This window comes from Pseudoflavitalea rhizosphaerae (assembly GCF_003991355.1).
In the GTDB taxonomy this organism is placed as follows: domain Bacteria; phylum Bacteroidota; class Bacteroidia; order Chitinophagales; family Chitinophagaceae; genus Pseudobacter; species Pseudobacter rhizosphaerae.
This window is the reverse complement of record NZ_RCSU01000002.1, coordinates 755079-772914: the sequence shown is the minus strand read 5'-3', so window position 1 is coordinate 772914 and position 17836 is coordinate 755079. Positions and strand designations below refer to the sequence as shown.

Annotated in this window: 13 protein-coding genes; 10 read left to right on the top strand and 3 right to left on the bottom strand. The window is 45.6% G+C overall.

Translation table 11 applies throughout. The features are described from left to right. Window positions 1-112 precede the first annotated feature (112 nt). The 3 genes from D9Y29_RS05790 to D9Y29_RS05780 all read right to left on the bottom strand — a co-directional run bounded on the left by D9Y29_RS05790 (window position 113) and on the right by D9Y29_RS05780 (window position 2326). On the bottom strand, window positions 113-1039 hold the full coding sequence (locus D9Y29_RS05790; RefSeq protein ID WP_127125921.1) for a FecR family protein: 927 nt from the start codon (window positions 1037-1039) through the stop codon (window positions 113-115). Between the two features lie 103 nt (window positions 1040-1142). Continuing rightward, on the bottom strand, window positions 1143-1685 hold the full coding sequence (locus tag D9Y29_RS05785; RefSeq protein ID WP_127125919.1) for an RNA polymerase sigma factor: 543 nt from the start codon (window positions 1683-1685) through the stop codon (window positions 1143-1145). Window positions 1686-1807: 122 nt separating this feature from the next. After that, window positions 1808-2326, bottom strand: a complete 519-nt coding sequence (locus tag D9Y29_RS05780) for a hypothetical protein (protein WP_127125917.1) — start codon at window positions 2324-2326, stop codon at window positions 1808-1810. A 242-nt stretch (window positions 2327-2568) separates the two neighbouring features. On the opposite strand from D9Y29_RS05780, the gene D9Y29_RS05775 reads away from it, so the two are divergent. The 10 genes from D9Y29_RS05775 (at window position 2569) to D9Y29_RS05730 (ending at window position 17820) form a co-directional block, all read left to right on the top strand. Beyond that, window positions 2569-3165, top strand: a complete 597-nt coding sequence (locus D9Y29_RS05775; RefSeq protein ID WP_127125915.1) for an RNA polymerase sigma factor — start codon at window positions 2569-2571, stop codon at window positions 3163-3165. 60 nt (window positions 3166-3225) lie between these two features. Then, on the top strand, window positions 3226-4410 hold the full coding sequence (locus tag D9Y29_RS05770) for a FecR family protein (RefSeq protein WP_127125913.1): 1185 nt from the start codon (window positions 3226-3228) through the stop codon (window positions 4408-4410). Between the two features lie 189 nt (window positions 4411-4599). Next, entirely contained in the window at window positions 4600-8001 is a 3402-nt protein-coding gene (locus D9Y29_RS05765) for a SusC/RagA family TonB-linked outer membrane protein (protein ID WP_164735275.1), read from the top strand. A 25-nt stretch (window positions 8002-8026) separates the two neighbouring features. Beyond that, a complete protein-coding gene (locus D9Y29_RS05760) occupies window positions 8027-9496 on the top strand; it encodes a RagB/SusD family nutrient uptake outer membrane protein (protein ID WP_127125909.1) in 1470 nt (489 codons plus the stop codon). Between the two features lie 18 nt (window positions 9497-9514). Beyond that, window positions 9515-10216 (top strand): DUF4843 domain-containing protein, encoded by a 702-nt coding sequence (locus tag D9Y29_RS05755; protein ID WP_127125907.1) that lies wholly within the window; start codon window positions 9515-9517, stop codon window positions 10214-10216. 17 nt (window positions 10217-10233) lie between these two features. Next, window positions 10234-11769 (top strand): PKD-like family lipoprotein, encoded by a 1536-nt coding sequence (locus D9Y29_RS05750; protein ID WP_127125905.1) that lies wholly within the window; start codon window positions 10234-10236, stop codon window positions 11767-11769. A gap of 81 nt (window positions 11770-11850) precedes the next feature. Then, window positions 11851-12780: an ABC transporter ATP-binding protein gene (locus tag D9Y29_RS05745; RefSeq protein ID WP_127125902.1), complete on the top strand. Its 930-nt coding sequence runs from the start codon at window positions 11851-11853 to the stop codon at window positions 12778-12780. A 32-nt stretch (window positions 12781-12812) separates the two neighbouring features. After that, window positions 12813-15104 (top strand): Gldg family protein, encoded by a 2292-nt coding sequence (locus D9Y29_RS05740; RefSeq protein ID WP_127125901.1) that lies wholly within the window; start codon window positions 12813-12815, stop codon window positions 15102-15104. Between the two features lie 18 nt (window positions 15105-15122). Next, a complete protein-coding gene (locus D9Y29_RS05735) occupies window positions 15123-16469 on the top strand; it encodes a MutS-related protein (RefSeq protein ID WP_127125899.1) in 1347 nt (448 codons plus the stop codon). Beyond that, window positions 16462-17820 carry a MutS-related protein gene (locus tag D9Y29_RS05730; RefSeq protein ID WP_164735274.1) on the top strand — a complete coding sequence of 453 codons (1359 nt, stop codon included), beginning with the start codon at window positions 16462-16464 and terminating at the stop codon, window positions 17818-17820. The genes D9Y29_RS05735 and D9Y29_RS05730 overlap by 8 nt, the downstream gene beginning before the upstream one ends. The last annotated feature ends 16 nt before the right edge of the window (window positions 17821-17836 follow it).

Sequence of the window (17836 nt, the reverse complement as noted above, 5' to 3'; positions counted from 1 at the left end):
ATTCTTAAACAGGATTTACTAAACGAAGGGCCGTTCCAGGTTGCAGCTGGTTCGGTCCATTTTTTTACTGTTTTGGTGGCGACATATTCTTATTCAATTTTATGTGGGTGTTTTATTGTATTGTATAAACGCCATTGACCAATTTGAATTTGGTATCCGTCAGTTTGCAAAGGATCTCGAGGGCGGTTTCCACACCCTGTTCCCGTTTGAAAGCGGTAGAGACCCTGAAACGCTGCTGGGGAGCGGCTTCCATCTTAATGGTTACATTGTAGATCCTTTCGAGGTCAGCCAGGATATCCTTCAGTGCATAATCGTCATAGCTCAGGATGCCGTCGTGCCAGGTATTGGTCTCTTCATCTTTCAATTGTTTTTCGTTCACGGTACGGTTGGAATTGCTGATGCTCACCTGTTGACCCTGGGTCAGCAGGGCCACATCTTTATTATTGTAACTCACTTTCACTTTTCCTTTTTTCACCATTACCGTGATCTTCTCCAGGCCGGGGTAGGCTTTGATATTGAAAGCTGTGCCCAGCACAACAGTGCTTACCTTGCCTGAATAAATGATGAAAGGTTTTTTGCTGTTTTCCTTCACATCGAAATATGCTTCTCCTTTCAGGACCACTTCCCGTTTGTGTACATTGAAATTTTCGGAGTATTCGAGCGTGCTGGCAACATTCAGCCAAACCTGCGTACTGTCTGGCAGCAGAAGGTATTTGAATTCGGAGCGTTCAGTAGATTTTTTTACCACTGAAGTTTTGGTTGCAATGGTGGGCTGTGGCGTTCTTTCTTCCGGGGAAAAATAGAACCAGGTCAGGGCTGTTGCCATAACCAGTATGCTTGCCGCCACGGGTATCATCCAGGGTTTGCGTTTTTTTGCGGCCAGTCTGACCGGCGGCTCCATGATCACCTGTTGCAGTGATTCTTTGAGGGGAGAATTATCTTCGAGATTTTCCAGGCAGGCAAACAGCTCGTCAAACTCCTGTTTGGTGCAGGTGTTAGCGAGGTATTTTCGAAGCAGGTATTGAATCCTTTCTTCCATGTATCGTTAGTTGAATGAGTAGCGCTATTCAGCTTGAACAGGAATGCGCCTTCTTTAAAGACGAAGCAGGGAAGTAATGTTCCTAAGAGGTGAGAAAGTTTTTTTAGAGACCAATAAAGCGTTGAATAGAGCGGAGTGCGAAAGAAATTTGATTTTTTACTGTATGTGTTGAAATGGAGAGGGTGTCGGCTATTGCCTGGTAGTTCATTCCAGCTTCGCGGCTGAGGCGATAGATGAGCTGGCGTTGGGGAGCCAGTTTATTGATGGCTGCGTGAATCTGCTGGTTGCATTCCCGTGCTTCGAGGATTTGGTCGGGTTCACTGGTGGCAGATTGTGTTTTGTTCCAGAGGGCAGACTTCAGTCTTTGATCAGCAGCTGCTTTGCGGAGATGATCGATCAGTTTGTTACCGGTGATGCGGTAGAGCCATGCTTCGATATCGTTTATTTGATGGAGGTGTTCACGTTTTTCCCAGAGTTTTAGGAAAACCTCTTGGATGATGTCCCTGGCTTGTTCGGGAGATTTGGTGGCCCTTAGTGCGAGAAGGAACAGGGCATGTTCATGCTGCCGGTATAAACACTCGAATGTATGGGTGGTGTTATCGGCATGTTTTTCTCCTGTGACAGCATGGAAAGGGTCCTGTAGCAATTAGGAATGGTTTTGTAACCCAAATTAAGAAAATTATGTCAAAAAGATAAAGGGCGCAAGAAACAATCGTTTACTGCACCCTTTATTAAATATTTATCCACTACCTTAAGAAATGATGGTGATTATTTCCAATCTATCGGAATATCCCTGAATTCTACAGCATGGGGTTCGCCCCACTCATGCGAGTAATCATATTTAAATAGTTTGATCATTTTAACAGCAGGTAGAACTCCTGCAAATGTGTAAGTGGTTTTGATCGGAACATCAGTGATCAGGTCAATGCTTCTGTCCCAATCAGAAGCTCCATTGGTAAAGGACTTCAGCTTATACTCGTTACCATCGATATCGATGATGGACTTCACGCTTGAATTGATATACCAATTGGCGGCGCTGGTGGTAAGTACAAAACTGAAAGTGATTGTTTGCGATTTTGAATTCCCTTCGGCTTTCAATAGTTTGAATTCGATCTTGTCTGAAGTGATCGAGTTGACGGGCTTGCCGATTTTCAGGGAGTTCTTCAAGTATTCATTCTCGGCTTTTACTTTATCGAGCTCTGCTTTAATCTGCTTGCAATCTGGAGTTGTTTGTCCCTGGGATAATAATGCACATAGCAACATTGGCAGAAAGAAGTATGCTTTCATATCAGGAGGTTTGGTTAATGGTTGAATTGAAGTTAACCAATTCACGGGAATTCAAAATACAGTTTTTGTATCCTTTTGACAATCCGGGTCCCACGGGCACTTATAACCTGAAGGACTTTTCATTTCCATCTTTTTTATTTCATTCCGGCCGGTATTACAAACGGGACAGCATAAGTTCTAACCACATTTTGTAAATCAAAAACCCTACATTTGAACACCTAAACCATAATCAACGTACCTTCTTGTTTGCGCTACTTAACAATGAACGAGAGCTTCTATTGCAAATAGCATCTGGTGACGAAGCTGCATTTACCCGGCTCATGCGGGACAGGCACGTTGGTGTTTATCATGCTGTACTCCGCCTGACCGGCGATCAATGGATGGCAGAAGAAGTAGTGCAGGACCTATTCCTCAAAGTTTGGATGAAGCGCGCCAGCTTACCATCACTCGACAATTTCAACGCCTGGCTGAATACTGTTGCCGAAAACATGGCCCTGAACGTTATCAAGCAATCCCTCCGCAAGAAAAATGATGTGAAAAGCTGGGTAGCCGACTTTTACAAAGAAGTAAACCAGGAAGAAATGCAGGAGAATGCATTGACTGATCTGCTGTACCAGGCCGTTCAACAACTTTCTCCGCGTCAGCGTGAAGCCTATAGTCTTATTAAGGAACAAGGCTATAAACGCGAAGAAGCAGCCCTGCAAATGAACGTTTCTTCCGAGACTGTCAAATCCCACCTGGAACAGGCCATGCGAAATATCCGCGCTTATTGTACTTCACGATTAGATAAATCCATCCCCCTTATTCTGATCCTGGTAGAAGCAAAAAAAATTTTGTAGCCGGCTCCCCCAAAGCGGATAGTGAATGTTGTCTCTATAAGAAAGCATTTATTTTCCCTTATGACTCGTATAGATGAATTGTATAATAAGGCAATGCAGAACGGGGCTACAGAAGCCGAGCTGAAAGAGCTGATGGAGTTCATGACCAATGCAGCAAATGAGCCGGAAAGCAGGCTGCTGATCCGGCAAGCGATAGCGGAAGGATATAGTAGCGGCCAGCCAATGCAGGAAGACAGGTTATTGCAGGTCCGGGAAGCCATTATGAAAATAGCCGGCCAGGAGGATCAGCCCAACGCAGAAACGGGCAGATCCTTAATCTCTATCAAGTCTGCCGGCTGGCTCAAATGGGCCGTCGTTATTGTATTGACCCTCGGAGCGGGATCATATTTCTTACTGTTCAAAAATAATACGGGATCAACTGAAATACACAATGCCGTTTCCGCAAAAGAGATTTTACCCGGCACCAATACAGCTATTCTCACACTCGCAGATGGCTCGTCCATCATCCTGGACAGCACAACTAATGGGATCATCGCCCAACAAGGTACCGCTGCTATCGAAAAGCAATCCAACGGAGCGATCGTTTACAATCTTAACGGAGCTACTGATGGTAAAGTAATGACGAATACTTTGCGAACACCCAGGGGCGGCCAATACAAACTGACTTTGCCTGATGGCACCAAAGTGTGGATGAATGCCGCGTCCTCTATCACTTATCCGGCCAGCTTTACCGGGGATAAACGTGTGGTAAGCGTTACAGGAGAGCTTTATTTTGAAGTGGCTAAAAATGCAATACAACCTTTTATCGTGGAGGTGGAAGACAAGTCTTCCATAGAAGTGTTGGGAACTAGCTTCAATATAAATGCTTACGACAATGAAAGTAGTAGTAAAACAACATTGATAGATGGAAAGGTGAGAGTGAAAAAAGGTGATCAGTCGGATATCCTTCAACCCGGCCAGCAGGCGAGGATCGGGAATGCTATCACCATTGCTTCCAAAGTAGATATCGATCAGATCCTGGCCTGGAAAAATGGACATTTCAATTTCGAGGACATGCCGCTTTCTGAGATCATGCGTCAGTTGGAACGCTGGTATGATATTGAAGTCCGCTATGATGGAGCCATTCCTGCCATTAAGTTCCATGGAAAAATGAGCAGGGGCGTAGCGCTGTCGGACGTCATCACATTTTTATCAGATAATGATTTGAGACTAAAATTTGAGGATCGCATTTTAATAGTTCAATAAAACATTTAAGGCAGGCCTGAAAAAAAACCGTTCCGACGGCCATCGGAACGGTACAAATGTTCAGGCTGATAAATATAGTCGGGAAGACTGCTTTCATAACCCAAACAATGCAAATGTATGCGAAAAACTGCTTATTGTTCCCCATTCGCCTGGTTGAGGCAGCGGGGGATTGTTCAAATGCTATTAGCAATGAAGCTGACTGTACTTTTACTAACTGCTGCGCTCCTCAACGTGAGCGCCAATGGCCTGGCCCAGAAAATCACGTATTCCGCCTCCGGCACTTCCCTGGAAAAAGTGTTTACGGAAATAGAGAAACAAACAGGATTTGTTTTTCTCTACAAGGAAGGCTTACTCACCAACACTAAACCTGTTTCCATAAAAGCAAAGGACCTTCCCCTGGAAGATTTTCTGGAGAAATTATTAAGAGGTCAACCGCTGGTCTACAGGATTGCAGACAGAACTGTATTCATTACCCGGCAAACCATGCCTGGCGGGAATAACAATACGGGAGGACTACTTCCTGCACCGGGTTCCAACCCATCACTTTTGATCCCTCCCATCCAAATCAGAATAAAAGTGGTTGGCGCAGATGGGAGTCCACTGACCGGCGCCACGGTTACCAATAAGAACAGCGGTGTTTCCAAAGTTACCGGCCCCGCCGGAGAGCTCAGCCTGCAGGTGAATCCAGGCGATGTACTCGAAGTGTCTTTTGTGGGTTTTGAAAAAGCAACACACAAAGTGGCTGCCAACGCCACATCGGTTCTCATCAAATTAGAGATGGCGGAAAAAATACTTGATGAAGTGGTAACTGGCTATAGCCGCATGAAAAAAGAAAGCTTTACCGGCAATTCCATCCAGGTAACACAAAAAGATATTCTGAAAGTGAGCAACCGCAACCTGGTGGATGTGCTGCAGGTTTTCGATCCTTCTTTCCGCATCGAAGTCAATAATGTGATGGGGAGCGATCCCAACACGCTTCCCGAATTCTATATCAGGGGGCGATCAGGCATTGGCGTTAAAACGCTTGACCAGGTTGATGTTTCGCAGGCCGCACTCACCAACAACCCCAATCTGCCCATCTTTATCATGGATGGTTATGAAGTGTCTGCGGAAAGAGTTTACGACTTTGATATCAACAGGATCAAAAATATCACCATCCTGAAAGATGCTGCTGCAACGGCTGTGTACGGTTCACGCTCCGCCAACGGCGTAGTGGTGATCGAAACAATCGCGCCAGTGCCAGGCAAGCTGAGATTGGATTATACCATGGTAGGCTCTTTGACCTTACCCGATCTTTCCGACTATAACTTAATGAATGCAGAAGAAAAACTGCAGGCAGAGATCCTGGCGGGCTATTACAATGTACCCCCCGGCATGACACCCGTGAATAAAGGAGCGCTCCTGAAAGAATTGCTGATGAAGCAAAACCAGATCGCGAGGGGTGTGAATACAGACTGGATCGCACAACCGGTGGAAAATGTATTCAATCACAAACACACGCTCAATATCGACGGGGGCTCAGATAACCTTCGCTTCAATTTCCTGGTGAAATACGATAAACAGAAAGGTGTGATGAAATCCTCTTTCCGTGAAAGAAAAGGAGGAGGATTGGGGATCGATTACAGGCAAAAGAAATTCCAGGTCCGCAACGATATCACCTATGATGTGGTGGATGCAGTGGCTTCTCCTTATGGCGATTTCAGTACCTATGCCACCAAAGCGCCTTATGATGAGATCTACGGCCCGGATGGACGACCGGTAAAGAATACTATGCTCTGGCATGTCGGAGACGGTTTGATCTCCAACCGCTTCAATCCAATGTATGAGCCCTACAATACCAATAGTTTTGATAAGAACGGCTATTACAGTTTAGTCAATAACACAGCCATTATCTGGAACTTCCTGCCAAAATTCCAGTTAAGGGCAGACCTGGCGCTCACCAGGCAGGATTCCTGGACGGATGTTTTTATTGATCCCGCATCCAGCAAATACAATCTCCTGACCAGTACAGATCTCAGCAATATCGGGGAACTGACCCGTACCAAAACAGTGAACAAAGGGTATAATACCAATTTGTTCCTGCGATATGAAAACCGTTTTGCCGGGCATAGTTTCAATTTCTCCGGCGGAATGAATGCCCGCGAAACAAATGTGACCATGTCGGCTGAGTACTACACCGGATTCCCTTCCGGTTCGCAGAACTCTCCCAATTTCGCCAACAAGATCGTACGTAAACCCGCTTACTCGGATAACCATACCCGTTTGTTCGGAAGTTTTGTGACCATGAACTATGCGTTCCAGGATATTTACCTGCTGGATGTTTCAGGCCGCCTGGACGGTTCCTCTGAATTCGGCTCCGATAACCGGTTTGCACCCTTCTGGTCGGTAGGTACCGGTATCAATTTCCACAAATACAAATGGGTGAAAGACCTTGGTATTTTCAACAGGCTGAGATTGACAGGAACAACGGGTGAGCTGGGTAAGACAAATTTTCCTCCTTACGCGGCAAAAGGATTGTTTGCTTACCAGGACAAATGGTATGCAACCGGTAACGGCGCTTTCCTTATGGGCATGGAATCTCCCGCACTGACCTGGGAAAAAACAACCACTTACGATCTGATACTTGATTTCGGGATCTTTAAAGACCTGCTGTCTGTAAACATCGATCTCTACAATAAGATCACCAATAACCTCGTCAACGATGTGGACCTTCCGCTTTCCTCCGGGTATACCAGTTACAAAGACAATATCGGTAAAGTCCGTAACAAGGGTTTCGAAGTATTTGTGAGAGCGAATATCATTCGTGAGAAAGATTTTCAGTTTTCAGTATACGGCAACTTTGCCAGCAACAAGAACGAATTACTGGAATTATCCAACTCCCTGAAGAAATACAATGACCTCGTAAATACCCAGTATGATGGCTATACAGGCACAGCGCCTTCCAGTCCTCATTACCTGGAGAAATTTTCTACACCTTATACCAAATATGTAGAGGGCGGATCACTGACTTCCATTTTCGGTATGCGCTCCATGGGTATCAACCCGATGAACGGAAAGGAAGTGTATGTTCGTCCTGATGGCACTATCACCTACGATTGGTTAGCTTCCGATCAAACGATCATTGGTGATTATTCTCCAAAGGGCCAGGGTTCATTCGGGTTCAATATCGGCTACAAAGCGTTTTCGCTTTTTGCATCTTTCCTGTATCAATATGGTGCGCAGGAATACAACAAGACCCTCGTAACAAAAGTAGAGAACGTAGACATCTACAATAAGAATGGCGATAAAAGGATCCTGCTGCAAAGATGGGTCAAACCGGGCGATATCACTCCCCTGAAAGACATTGCCAGCCGGAGCTTCACCACCAGGCCCAGTTCAAGGTTCATCCAGGATAACAATTTTGTGAGGTTCAATTCACTCAGCATCGCTTATGACCTGGTTTCTAAAAAGCTGCTGAATTATGGGATCTCCCGTATGAAGGTTCAGTTATCATCCAATAACCTGGCCACCTGGTCAACCATTCTGCAGGAGCGGGGAACTTCCTATCCTTTTGCAAGGAACTATGATTTGACCGTAAAGATCGTTTTGTAAGCTGTGCATGTAAAAAAACAGAAACATGAAAACATTCATTAAACATATAGCAGTAGTACTTTCTGTACTTGTTTTTTCGGGCTGTAATAAATGGCTGGATGTAAAGCCTACCGACCAGATCACCCAGGAACGGCTGTTCAGTGAAGGTATCGGATTCCGGAATGCTCTGAATGGGATTTACCAATATATTGCTGAAGGCAATCTGTATGGAAGGAATCTTACCTGGGGCCTGAACAGTGCGCTGGCGCAGGATTACATCGGTAACGATATTTCGCAGGAATATCAGAATGCCGCCACCACCTTCATTCAGACCGATCCCACTGTTCTTGCAATAGGAACAAATATCTGGGGGAATGCCTACAAGGCCATTGCCAACAGTAATAAACTGATCAATGAAATAAAAGGGAAGGATACCGGATTGTTCCAGTTTGGCAATGTGGAGAAAAAACTGATCCTGGGAGAAGCCATCGCATTGAGGGCGATGCTTCATTTTGAACTGGTAAGACTTTTTGCACCTTCTCCCGCCCAGGACCTGTCTGGGCAATACGTTCCATACGTTGACAAATACCCTTCCTATTACACTGCGCCATCGCCCACTTCCACTGTTCTGCAAAACATTCAACACGACCTGGAAGAAGCAAAGGACCTGGTAGCAGAGAACGATACCATCCTGAACAGGGCATCGCTCAGCACAAAACTTAGTAGCCGCCTGGTGGGCACCAATGTTGCAGAAGAGCGATTTTTCTCTTTCCGCATGATGCGCCTGAATCATGTGGCCATTGCAGGTCTGCTGGCAAAAGTAGCATTGTATGCCGGTGATGTGGAGCGTGCCTTGAGTGAGGCTGCATATGTGTACACATACGGTCCTTTGGGAAAGAAATGGTGGGAATTCACCTCCTCCACCAATGCAGCTGGCGTGAACATATATACGAAGTTTGCAGATGATGTATTGTTCGGATCATTCAACACAGACCTTGTGGCCGATATCACCGCGTATAGAGGCACTACGGTAAGGTACAGGATCAACAAGCAGGTTTCCGCCTGGTTCCCTTCAAATGAAAGGGATTACAGGATCAACCTGCTGGTTCCGGACGCTGTGGTATCTACCGATGTGGTGAGCCAGAAATGGATAGCTACCAATTCAACCGGGCAATTCAGGATGCAGCAGAATACATTTGCTCCTGTACTCCGTCTCAGTGAGATCTATTATATCTACAGTGAAGCGCTCTACCGTAAAGGACTAACCGCAGATGCGCTCACCATTCTCAACCAGGTGCGTGTAGCGAGAGGTAAGATCAATACATTCACGGACCAGTCAGAAGCCGGTTTCTATAACGAGTTATTAAATGAATATCGAAGGGAATTCCTGACGGAAGGCCAGACCATCTTCGCCTACAAAAGACTGGGAAGGGGCATGCAGATCAGCAGTACCCAGCTGATCCCCATGGATGAAAGGTTCACATTCAAGATTCCGGAAGGAGAAGTCATTTACTAATTATCGAAATCAGAACACATGAAACAATTAGCAATAATATTATTGATGGTTGCCGGGCTCTCTTTGCAAAGCTGCTCAAAGAGGGAAATTCAAAACTATAAAGGCGATCATTATATCCAGTTTACCACGGCTTTCACCGATACCATGCAGTTTTCTTTTTTCTTTCATCCCGGTAAGTCAGAAGTGGACCTGGCAATGCCCGTAATGCTTACAGGCACAATGCCTGAAAAGGACCTGAATTATCTCATAGAAGTGGTGCAGGACAAAACCAATGCGCCATCCACTACCTATACACTACCCACAGTATTCAAATACAGGGCAGGTTTTACACAGGATACTGCTCATATTGTTTTCAAGAATATCCCACAGCTGGCCACTGAAGCAGTACTGCTGACCATCAGGATAAAGGATACAGAAGAGGTGAAAGCCGGACAGACCAATTATGCATACCGTGTTTTCAAGATCAGTGACCTGATAGCAAAACCGGTCTGGTGGAATGCTGAAATGGACAGGTTCTACCTGGGCATCTATTCCGAGAAAAAATTCAGGGCTTTCATGGATGTTACGGGTGTGGGCGATCTTGCTGCGTATGATCCCAGCCAGCAACGCGTATTGATGCTTCGCTTCAAGTACTACCTGATTGAAATGAAGGAAAACGGAACGCCCCTCCTGATGGAAGATGGATCGGATATGCTGGCCAGCCTTCCCCTAATTGGTTAATCTATAATCTGAGAACAATGAAAGTACAATCTTCTATATATACTGTTTTGGCTTCCCTGCTTATTTCATTGCCGGGATGTATCAAAGACAAGGGCAATTATTCCTATAAAGATGGAAGCCCCGTTACCATAAGATTTCAGGCTACCAATATCGATGGACTGATAGATAATCCTGTAACCGTCGATGCCATCAGGGAATACAGCGATCCCACCAAAACTGCTGCAGATTACGGTCATGAATGGTATGTGAGTGATCAGCTGGTGAGTACCGATTCCATCCTGGTATACAATGGAGCATCGCCTGGCACATTGCCCATCATTTATTGCATGGTGGATAAAGCAACAAAGGTTAAATACTTCGCTACAACTACTGCAATACTGCGGCTGACCTCTCCCTATCAGAGCGGCTATAGTATCCTTTATGAAATGAACGGAGAATCAGAACTGGCGCATATCCGTTATGATGCCATTCAAAAAGCATATGTTGATGACCGTGATATTTATAAAAGGAAAAACAATGGAGAGTCCCTGGGAAGTAAACCAATCAAACTGAAGAACTATCCTATGACCGGCGTGTGGAGCCTGGTAGTAATGCAGCAGGGAGGGCAGGGGACGGTAGAGCTGGATTCTTACAGCCTGCAGAAACGATTGAAATTGAAAGATGCTTTTGCCGGCAGTGCGCCTGCCAATATCGATCCCATCAATATGGGCTTTTATCCCAATGCCCATTTGCTGGTGAACACCAACGGGGAAGTATATCCCAGGTTATTCTCCAATTCACCTGTTCCTTTTTCCATGCCCTGGTTGAATATTCCTATGACCACGCTTTATGGAATGAAGATAACGGACCTGTGGAATCCATATTCCAATGCCAACCTGATGAATTTCATGTATGATGCACTGAACAACAGGATCCTTTACCTCTCGTTGAACGGACCCAATCCAACCGGTGGATGGGTGGTTATCGATACATTGCCCAGCCCCGCGCCTGCAACTCCTTATCCTATGGACCATGTCAACTTCAATCATATGGGTGACTGGGAGTATGTCTGGGGCGGCTCCTTCAATGAAATACCCAATAGTGGCAATGGCGCTTCCACCGATGGGGTGGTGTTGATGAGGCAACCAGGAGAAACGCAGATCTACCTGCAATCTTTTACCATGCGCAATATGAATCGTGTGATCACTTTCTCTCCCAAAGCAAGAAAACCATTTACTGGTAGCAGCTTTGTAAATGCTGACAGTAAATATATCGGCATCAGGAACAGGAACTTTATTTTCTTCTCCGGAGGCCCTGGTAATAATGACCTGTATTATTATGATATGATAACGGGTGCTGCGGCCAAACTGTTCACTTCCTTTGGCAGTAAGATCACGGCAATGAGCCAGTCAGACAATTCCCTGGAACTGGCTGTGGGACTGGAAGACGGTACAGTTGTGCTCTATAATATTTCCGATGCATCCCTTACATTGCCCGACCCGGTTGAATTACATCGCATGACAGGCCTGGGACGCATTGCCGATATAACCGTCAAAAACAGTATCATGCGTTAATCCTCCAACTGCATATATGGTTTTGCAAAATCGCCTGAGCAGGCGATACAGGGCATCATTTTTTTAAAACTTTCAGGATTTATGAGCGAATCTATTGTAAAAGTGGAACAGCTATCCCATCGGTACAGTGTACAATGGGCCATCAAAGACATCAGCTTTGAAATAATGGAAAAAGGGATTTATGGATTGTTGGGAGCTAACGGAGCAGGTAAATCCACCATCATGAATATCATGTGTGGAGTGTTGAAACAAACAAAAGGAAATGTATATATCAGGGGATACGATCTGGATGCGCATCCCGTGGAGGCTAAGAAAAGGATCGGTTTTCTTCCGCAGGTGCCTCCGGTACAACCTGAACTTACAGTAGAAGAATATCTGACCTATTGTGCGCACCTGCGCATGATACCCAAAGCAGCAATTCCAGCCGCGGTGAAAAATGTAATGGAACAATGTAATCTCTCTCATTACAGGAGGCGACTGATCAAGAACCTTTCAGGAGGATACAAACAAAGGGCCGGTATTGCACAGGCGATCATTCACAAACCGGAGTTTGTAATTTTTGATGAGCCCACCAATGGCCTGGATCCGAATCAGATCCTGGAAGTAAGGAAACTGATCAAGAGTATCGCTGAGGAAAGAACAGTGATCCTGTCTACACATATCCTGCAGGAAGTGCAGGCGCTTTGCGAGCATATCTGGATGATCAATGAAGGGCAGATGATCTTTTCCGGTCCCATGGAAGATTTCGACACTTACCTGCAGCCCAGTTCACTTACCGTGAGCCTGGCCCAACTCCCTTCCCTGCAATACTTAACAGCCATCGACGGAGTGGTTGAAGCTGCTCACACAGGAGGCATCGACTATACAGTGAACTATGCTTCCGATTCAAGGGAAGTGATCTCCAGGATCGTGAAAAGCGCTGTAGAGAACAATTGGGAGCTGCTGCACATCTCACAAAACAAAAATTCACTCGACAATATTTTTGCCGAGCTCTCAAAGAAGAAGTCCTGATCTTTTTAAGCTGTCAAACAAAAGAACAATCAATGAAAACAACATATAGGATTGCAAAGGCGGAATTACAGGTATTGTTTTATTCTCCTGTTGCCTGGTTGATACTGGTGATCTTCGCATTGCAGACAGGGATCGTATATACCAATCTTTATGGCGCAATGGCGCACAGGGATATTTTGGGTCAGGCTACCAAAAATATCACCTATAGCATTTTCAATAATCAAATGGATGGATTCTTTCTCAGCATCCAGGGATATCTCTATTTGTATATTCCATTATTGACAATGGGAGTGATCAGCCGGGAGTTCAACAGCGGGTCCATCAGGCTGCTGTATTCCTCGCCGGTCAATAGTTTCCAGATCGTACTGGGGAAATACCTGGCCCTGATCGTTTTTGCATTCACACTGATCGGGATATTGAGCATGTTTTGCCTGCATGGCGCATTCACGGTTGAGAACTTCGATTATCCAGCAGTACTCTGCGCATTGCTGGGATTACTCCTGCTGATCTGTGCATATGCAGCTGTAGGTCTTTTTATGTCGTCCATTACTTCTTATACCGTTGTAGCGGCCATTGGTACGCTGGCAATACTGGCCCTGCTCAACCTGATGAAAAGCTGGTGGCAGGATATCGCATTTGTAAGGGATATCACTTACTGGATCGCTATTGCAGGAAGAAGCAACACATTCATTTCAGGGCTGATCACTTCGGAAGACCTGCTTTATTTCATTATGGTGATACTGCTCTTTGTTACTTTCACTATCATCAAGCTGCAGGTAGAAAGAAAGAAGACCTCAGCCTGGGCCACTTTTTCAAAATATGCAGTTACGCTGATGGCGGTATGTCTGGTTGGTTATGTAAGCGCTCTGCCTTCCTTCAAAGTGTATTACGATACCACTTATTCGAAAGTGAATACGATCAGTGAGAACAGCCAGAAAGTGGTTGACATGCTGAAAGGTCCTTTGACCATTCATACCTATGCGAATATGCTGGACAGGTATTACTTCTTTGGATTGCCGAAAAACTACAAGCAGGAAGCCAAGCGTTTTGAAAAATATCTCCGCTTCAAACCGGATATGAAACTGGAACAAACCCTGTACTACCATCGCGCCAATTACTCCTATCTCGAAACCCGCTTCCCCGATCTGTCAGATTCGGAAAGAATGGACTCCCTGAAGATCCTGAACAACTGGTCCTTCGATGTAAAGCCCTATGATGAGATCAGTGACAATGTGGACCTGTCGGGTGAGAATTACCGTTATGTGCACGTATTGGAAGCGGCAAACGGACAAAAAACATTCCTGCGCATCTTCAATGATATGTATGTGCATCCCAGCGAAGCAGAGATAACGGCGGCCCTTAAACGCCTGGTAATGGAACTTCCGAAAGTGGGGTTTGTGGAAGGACATGGAGAGCGTCAAAGCAATTCGAACCAGGACAGGGGCTATAATATGGTAACCGAGGAAAAAACATTCCGTCATTCCATGCTGAACCAGGGTTTTGATTTTGCCAATATTTCCCTAACATCAGAAGTGCCTGCCGATATTCAGATCCTGGTGATTGCGGAGCCCAGGAAACCTTATACTTCCATCGAGCTGCAAAACCTGGAAAAATATATCGCCAAAGGCGGCAACCTGATCATTGCGGGTGAGCCGGATGTTAATGCACAAATGAACGAGATCACCAAAGAGATCGGTGTGAAATTCCTGCCTGGTACATTGGCGCATGCCAATAAAGATATTCAGCCCGATGTTATTGCACTGCGCCCTTCGGATGAAGCCGTTAAGTTCTCCTTTCAACTGGAGGATATGAAGAAACAGAATTATTTCCTGGCGCTTGCCGGCAGTTCAGTGCTGCAGTTCGATCCATCAAAAGGATTCGAGGCCACTACACTTTTCAGAACGCCTGCATCCGGTACATGGCTTGAAAAAGACAGTTTCAATACCATCGATAACCTGCCTGTGCTGGATGTTGAAAAAGGGGAATCAGAACAGGAGTACCCTACTGTAATGGCGTTGAGCAGAACAGTGAATGATAAACAACAAAAGATCCTGGTAACCGGAGATGCAGACTGGTTGAGCAATAAAGAGCTTGGGATCAACCGTCCGAAACTGAGAGCAGGCAATTATTTCCTCATTGCAGCCGCCTTCTTCTGGCTGAGTGATGGGAAAGCGCCCATCGATATGCGACTGGCGCCTCCCATCGATAACAAGATCAATTATTCTAAATCATGGAAGACGGTGGGTGGAATGTTGAAAATCGGATTCCCGCTGGTGCTGGCGCTGGGTGGTGTATTCATTTGGATGAGAAGAAGGGCCAGGTAATTTAAAAAAGAAGCAGTTATGATCTTCAATGCAGATAAGCAAACCCTGGATGATCTGAACATCTTCGGTAAAAAAGGAAAAGAGTCTGTGTATTCACTCTTTAACCGGACCTATACCACTGGCGGCGCCATGAAGCTGGAGCAGATCTTTCATTATCCCACTACGGGAGAAACTGAGATCAGGGACCGGAGTGAAACGATACAATACTTTTGCTGGTCGGCGGCTGCGTTTCCGCTGGAAGCCGTGTGGATAGAGGTTATGGTAGCGTATTTATCCGATCGCGACAGCAGGACCCTGCTCAGAGCGGACGGGGAGACAATGGAAAGTAAGCTGAACAAATGGTTGGGAGTAGACACGCAGTTGAACTTCACGCAAAAGGCTCTCAAGGCAATTGGTGAGTGTTTGAGCCACCTGAGCGCTTTCCTGGAAAAAATTGCTGATAAAGGGCACAATACTTCTTTTCAAAAAATGCAAAAAGAGGTAAAAGCTATGCTGGATGATGAGGAATTCAGGTTAGCGTATATATCGCTGAACAGCAAATTGTCTTTTGAACAGATGGCCTCCTTCGACAGGTTCTTTCGCTTTACCCATTATGAAAAGCTGCAAACTATTTTAGAGTATGTATACTGGTTAGACATCTATATTTCTGTTGCCACTGTTGCCAGGGAAAGAAAACTGGCTTTTGCCGAAGTACTGCCCGGTAGCGATCAGCAACTGGAAATAAAAGGCTTTTATCATCCGCTGGTGCCCGGTGCATTGGGAAATGATATACGAATGGATGCTGCGAAGCGCGTGTTATTCCTGACCGGAGCTAATATGGCGGGAAAATCTACCCTGATGAAATCCTTTGGTATCACGGTTTTCCTGGCGCATATCGGTTTTCCCATTCCTGCCGCCTCTATGAAGTTTACGGTTAATGATGGCCTTTATACTACCATCAATCTTTCCGATAGTATACAAATGGGGCATAGTCATTTTTATGCAGAGGTATTGCGGGTGAAGAAGGTTTCCATGGAACTGGCGGCAGGGAAAAAGCTGATCATCATATTCGATGAACTATTCCGGGGGACGAATGTGAAGGATGCACATGAGGCTACAGTTGCCGTCACGTCCCTTTATTCAGAACTGGATAACAGCCTCATGCTGGTATCGACCCATATTGTTGAGGCGGCTGATAACCTGCGTGAGCGCTGCAACAATATCCGGTATGCCTATATGCCTACAGTGATGAAGGAGAATACGCCTTTGTACACTTATGTTCTGACAGAGGGCGTAACGCAGGACCGTCATGGTATGCTGATCATTCAGAACGAAGGTATCCTGGACATTTTAGCGAATGGAAAGAAAGCACAATATTATGAATAAGGAAGTGACATCGTTCTGTACCGATAAGCAGACTACGGAAGACCTCAACTTATTGGGCAGGTATAAAACCGATTCTGTTTTTTCTCTTTTTAACCGAACAAGAACGAAAGGAGGAGAGCAGCTGCTGGAGCAATATTTTCTACATCCCCTCACAAATGCGGCTGCTATTGAAGAGCGGCAGCGCGATATCGGGTCATTGGTGGGGAAGCTGCTTGTTTTTCCGGTTGAGCAGAAGGAGTTTGAAGCGTTGGAACAATACATCTCAAGTTTTGCACCGGTAAGCAAAGCCAGGCTGTTCACAGAGGTGCTCAAAAGAAAATCCAAAGCAATAGCCGGAATGAAAGAAGAGCAGGAACATGTGAATGCGCTGCTCACCGATGGATTAAAGGCATTGCTTCAGATCAGGGATTGGTTACGGGGAACATTGGCCGGCATAGAATCCGGCTATCTCCAAAACCTGACCAGGCGATATCTTCCGTTGCTGGAAAACAAATTGCTGGAACTGGCCGAAAAGGATATTGCCGAAGGTAATTTATCGGTTATACAGCAGGGTAAGTATGAGTCTTTCCTGCGCGGTGCTGATCATGAAACATTCAATCAATTGCTCCGTGATTGTCATGAACTGGACCTGTTCCTGGGTATTGCGCAATTGATGGAAGAAAAGAACTATTGTTTTCCTGTGATCAATCAGGGAAAGCAAGCGCTGTTGAAATTAAAGGGAGCCTATCATCCGGGCCTGAAAAAAGCCATTGGAAATGATCTGCAACTGGATTCCAGGCAAAACCTGCTCTTCCTGACCGGGGCCAATATGGCCGGCAAGTCCACCTTCATGAAAACCATCGGTATTTGCTTCTACCTGTCGCATCTGGGTTTTCCGGTTCCTGCTACGGAAATGGAAACCTCAGTTTATGATGGCTTCTATACTTCTATCAATTTACCCGATAATATCAGCAAGGGCTACAGTCATTTTTACGCGGAAGTATTGCGGGTGAAGGATGTGGCTCTTGAGGTGGCGGGGGGAAAAAAGCTGCTGATCATTTTTGATGAGCTCTTCAAGGGCACCAATGTGAAAGATGCCTTTGATGCTACTTCCGGGGTGGCCAAAGCCATGCTGGATTATAAGCAAAGCCTGTTTGTTCTGAGCACCCATATTGTTGAAGTGGGCGCCCTGCTGCAACAGGAAGCTGCAGGTATTCAGTATAAATACATGCCTTCTTTGCTGGATGGGAATGCTACCAGGTATACCTATACGCTGCAGGAGGGAATTTCGGATGATCGTCATGGTATGATGATCATCCGCCAGGAAGGGATCTTTGATCTTTTTCCATCAAAGAAATTGTGTAATAGTTAATCATTTTATTTTTCTA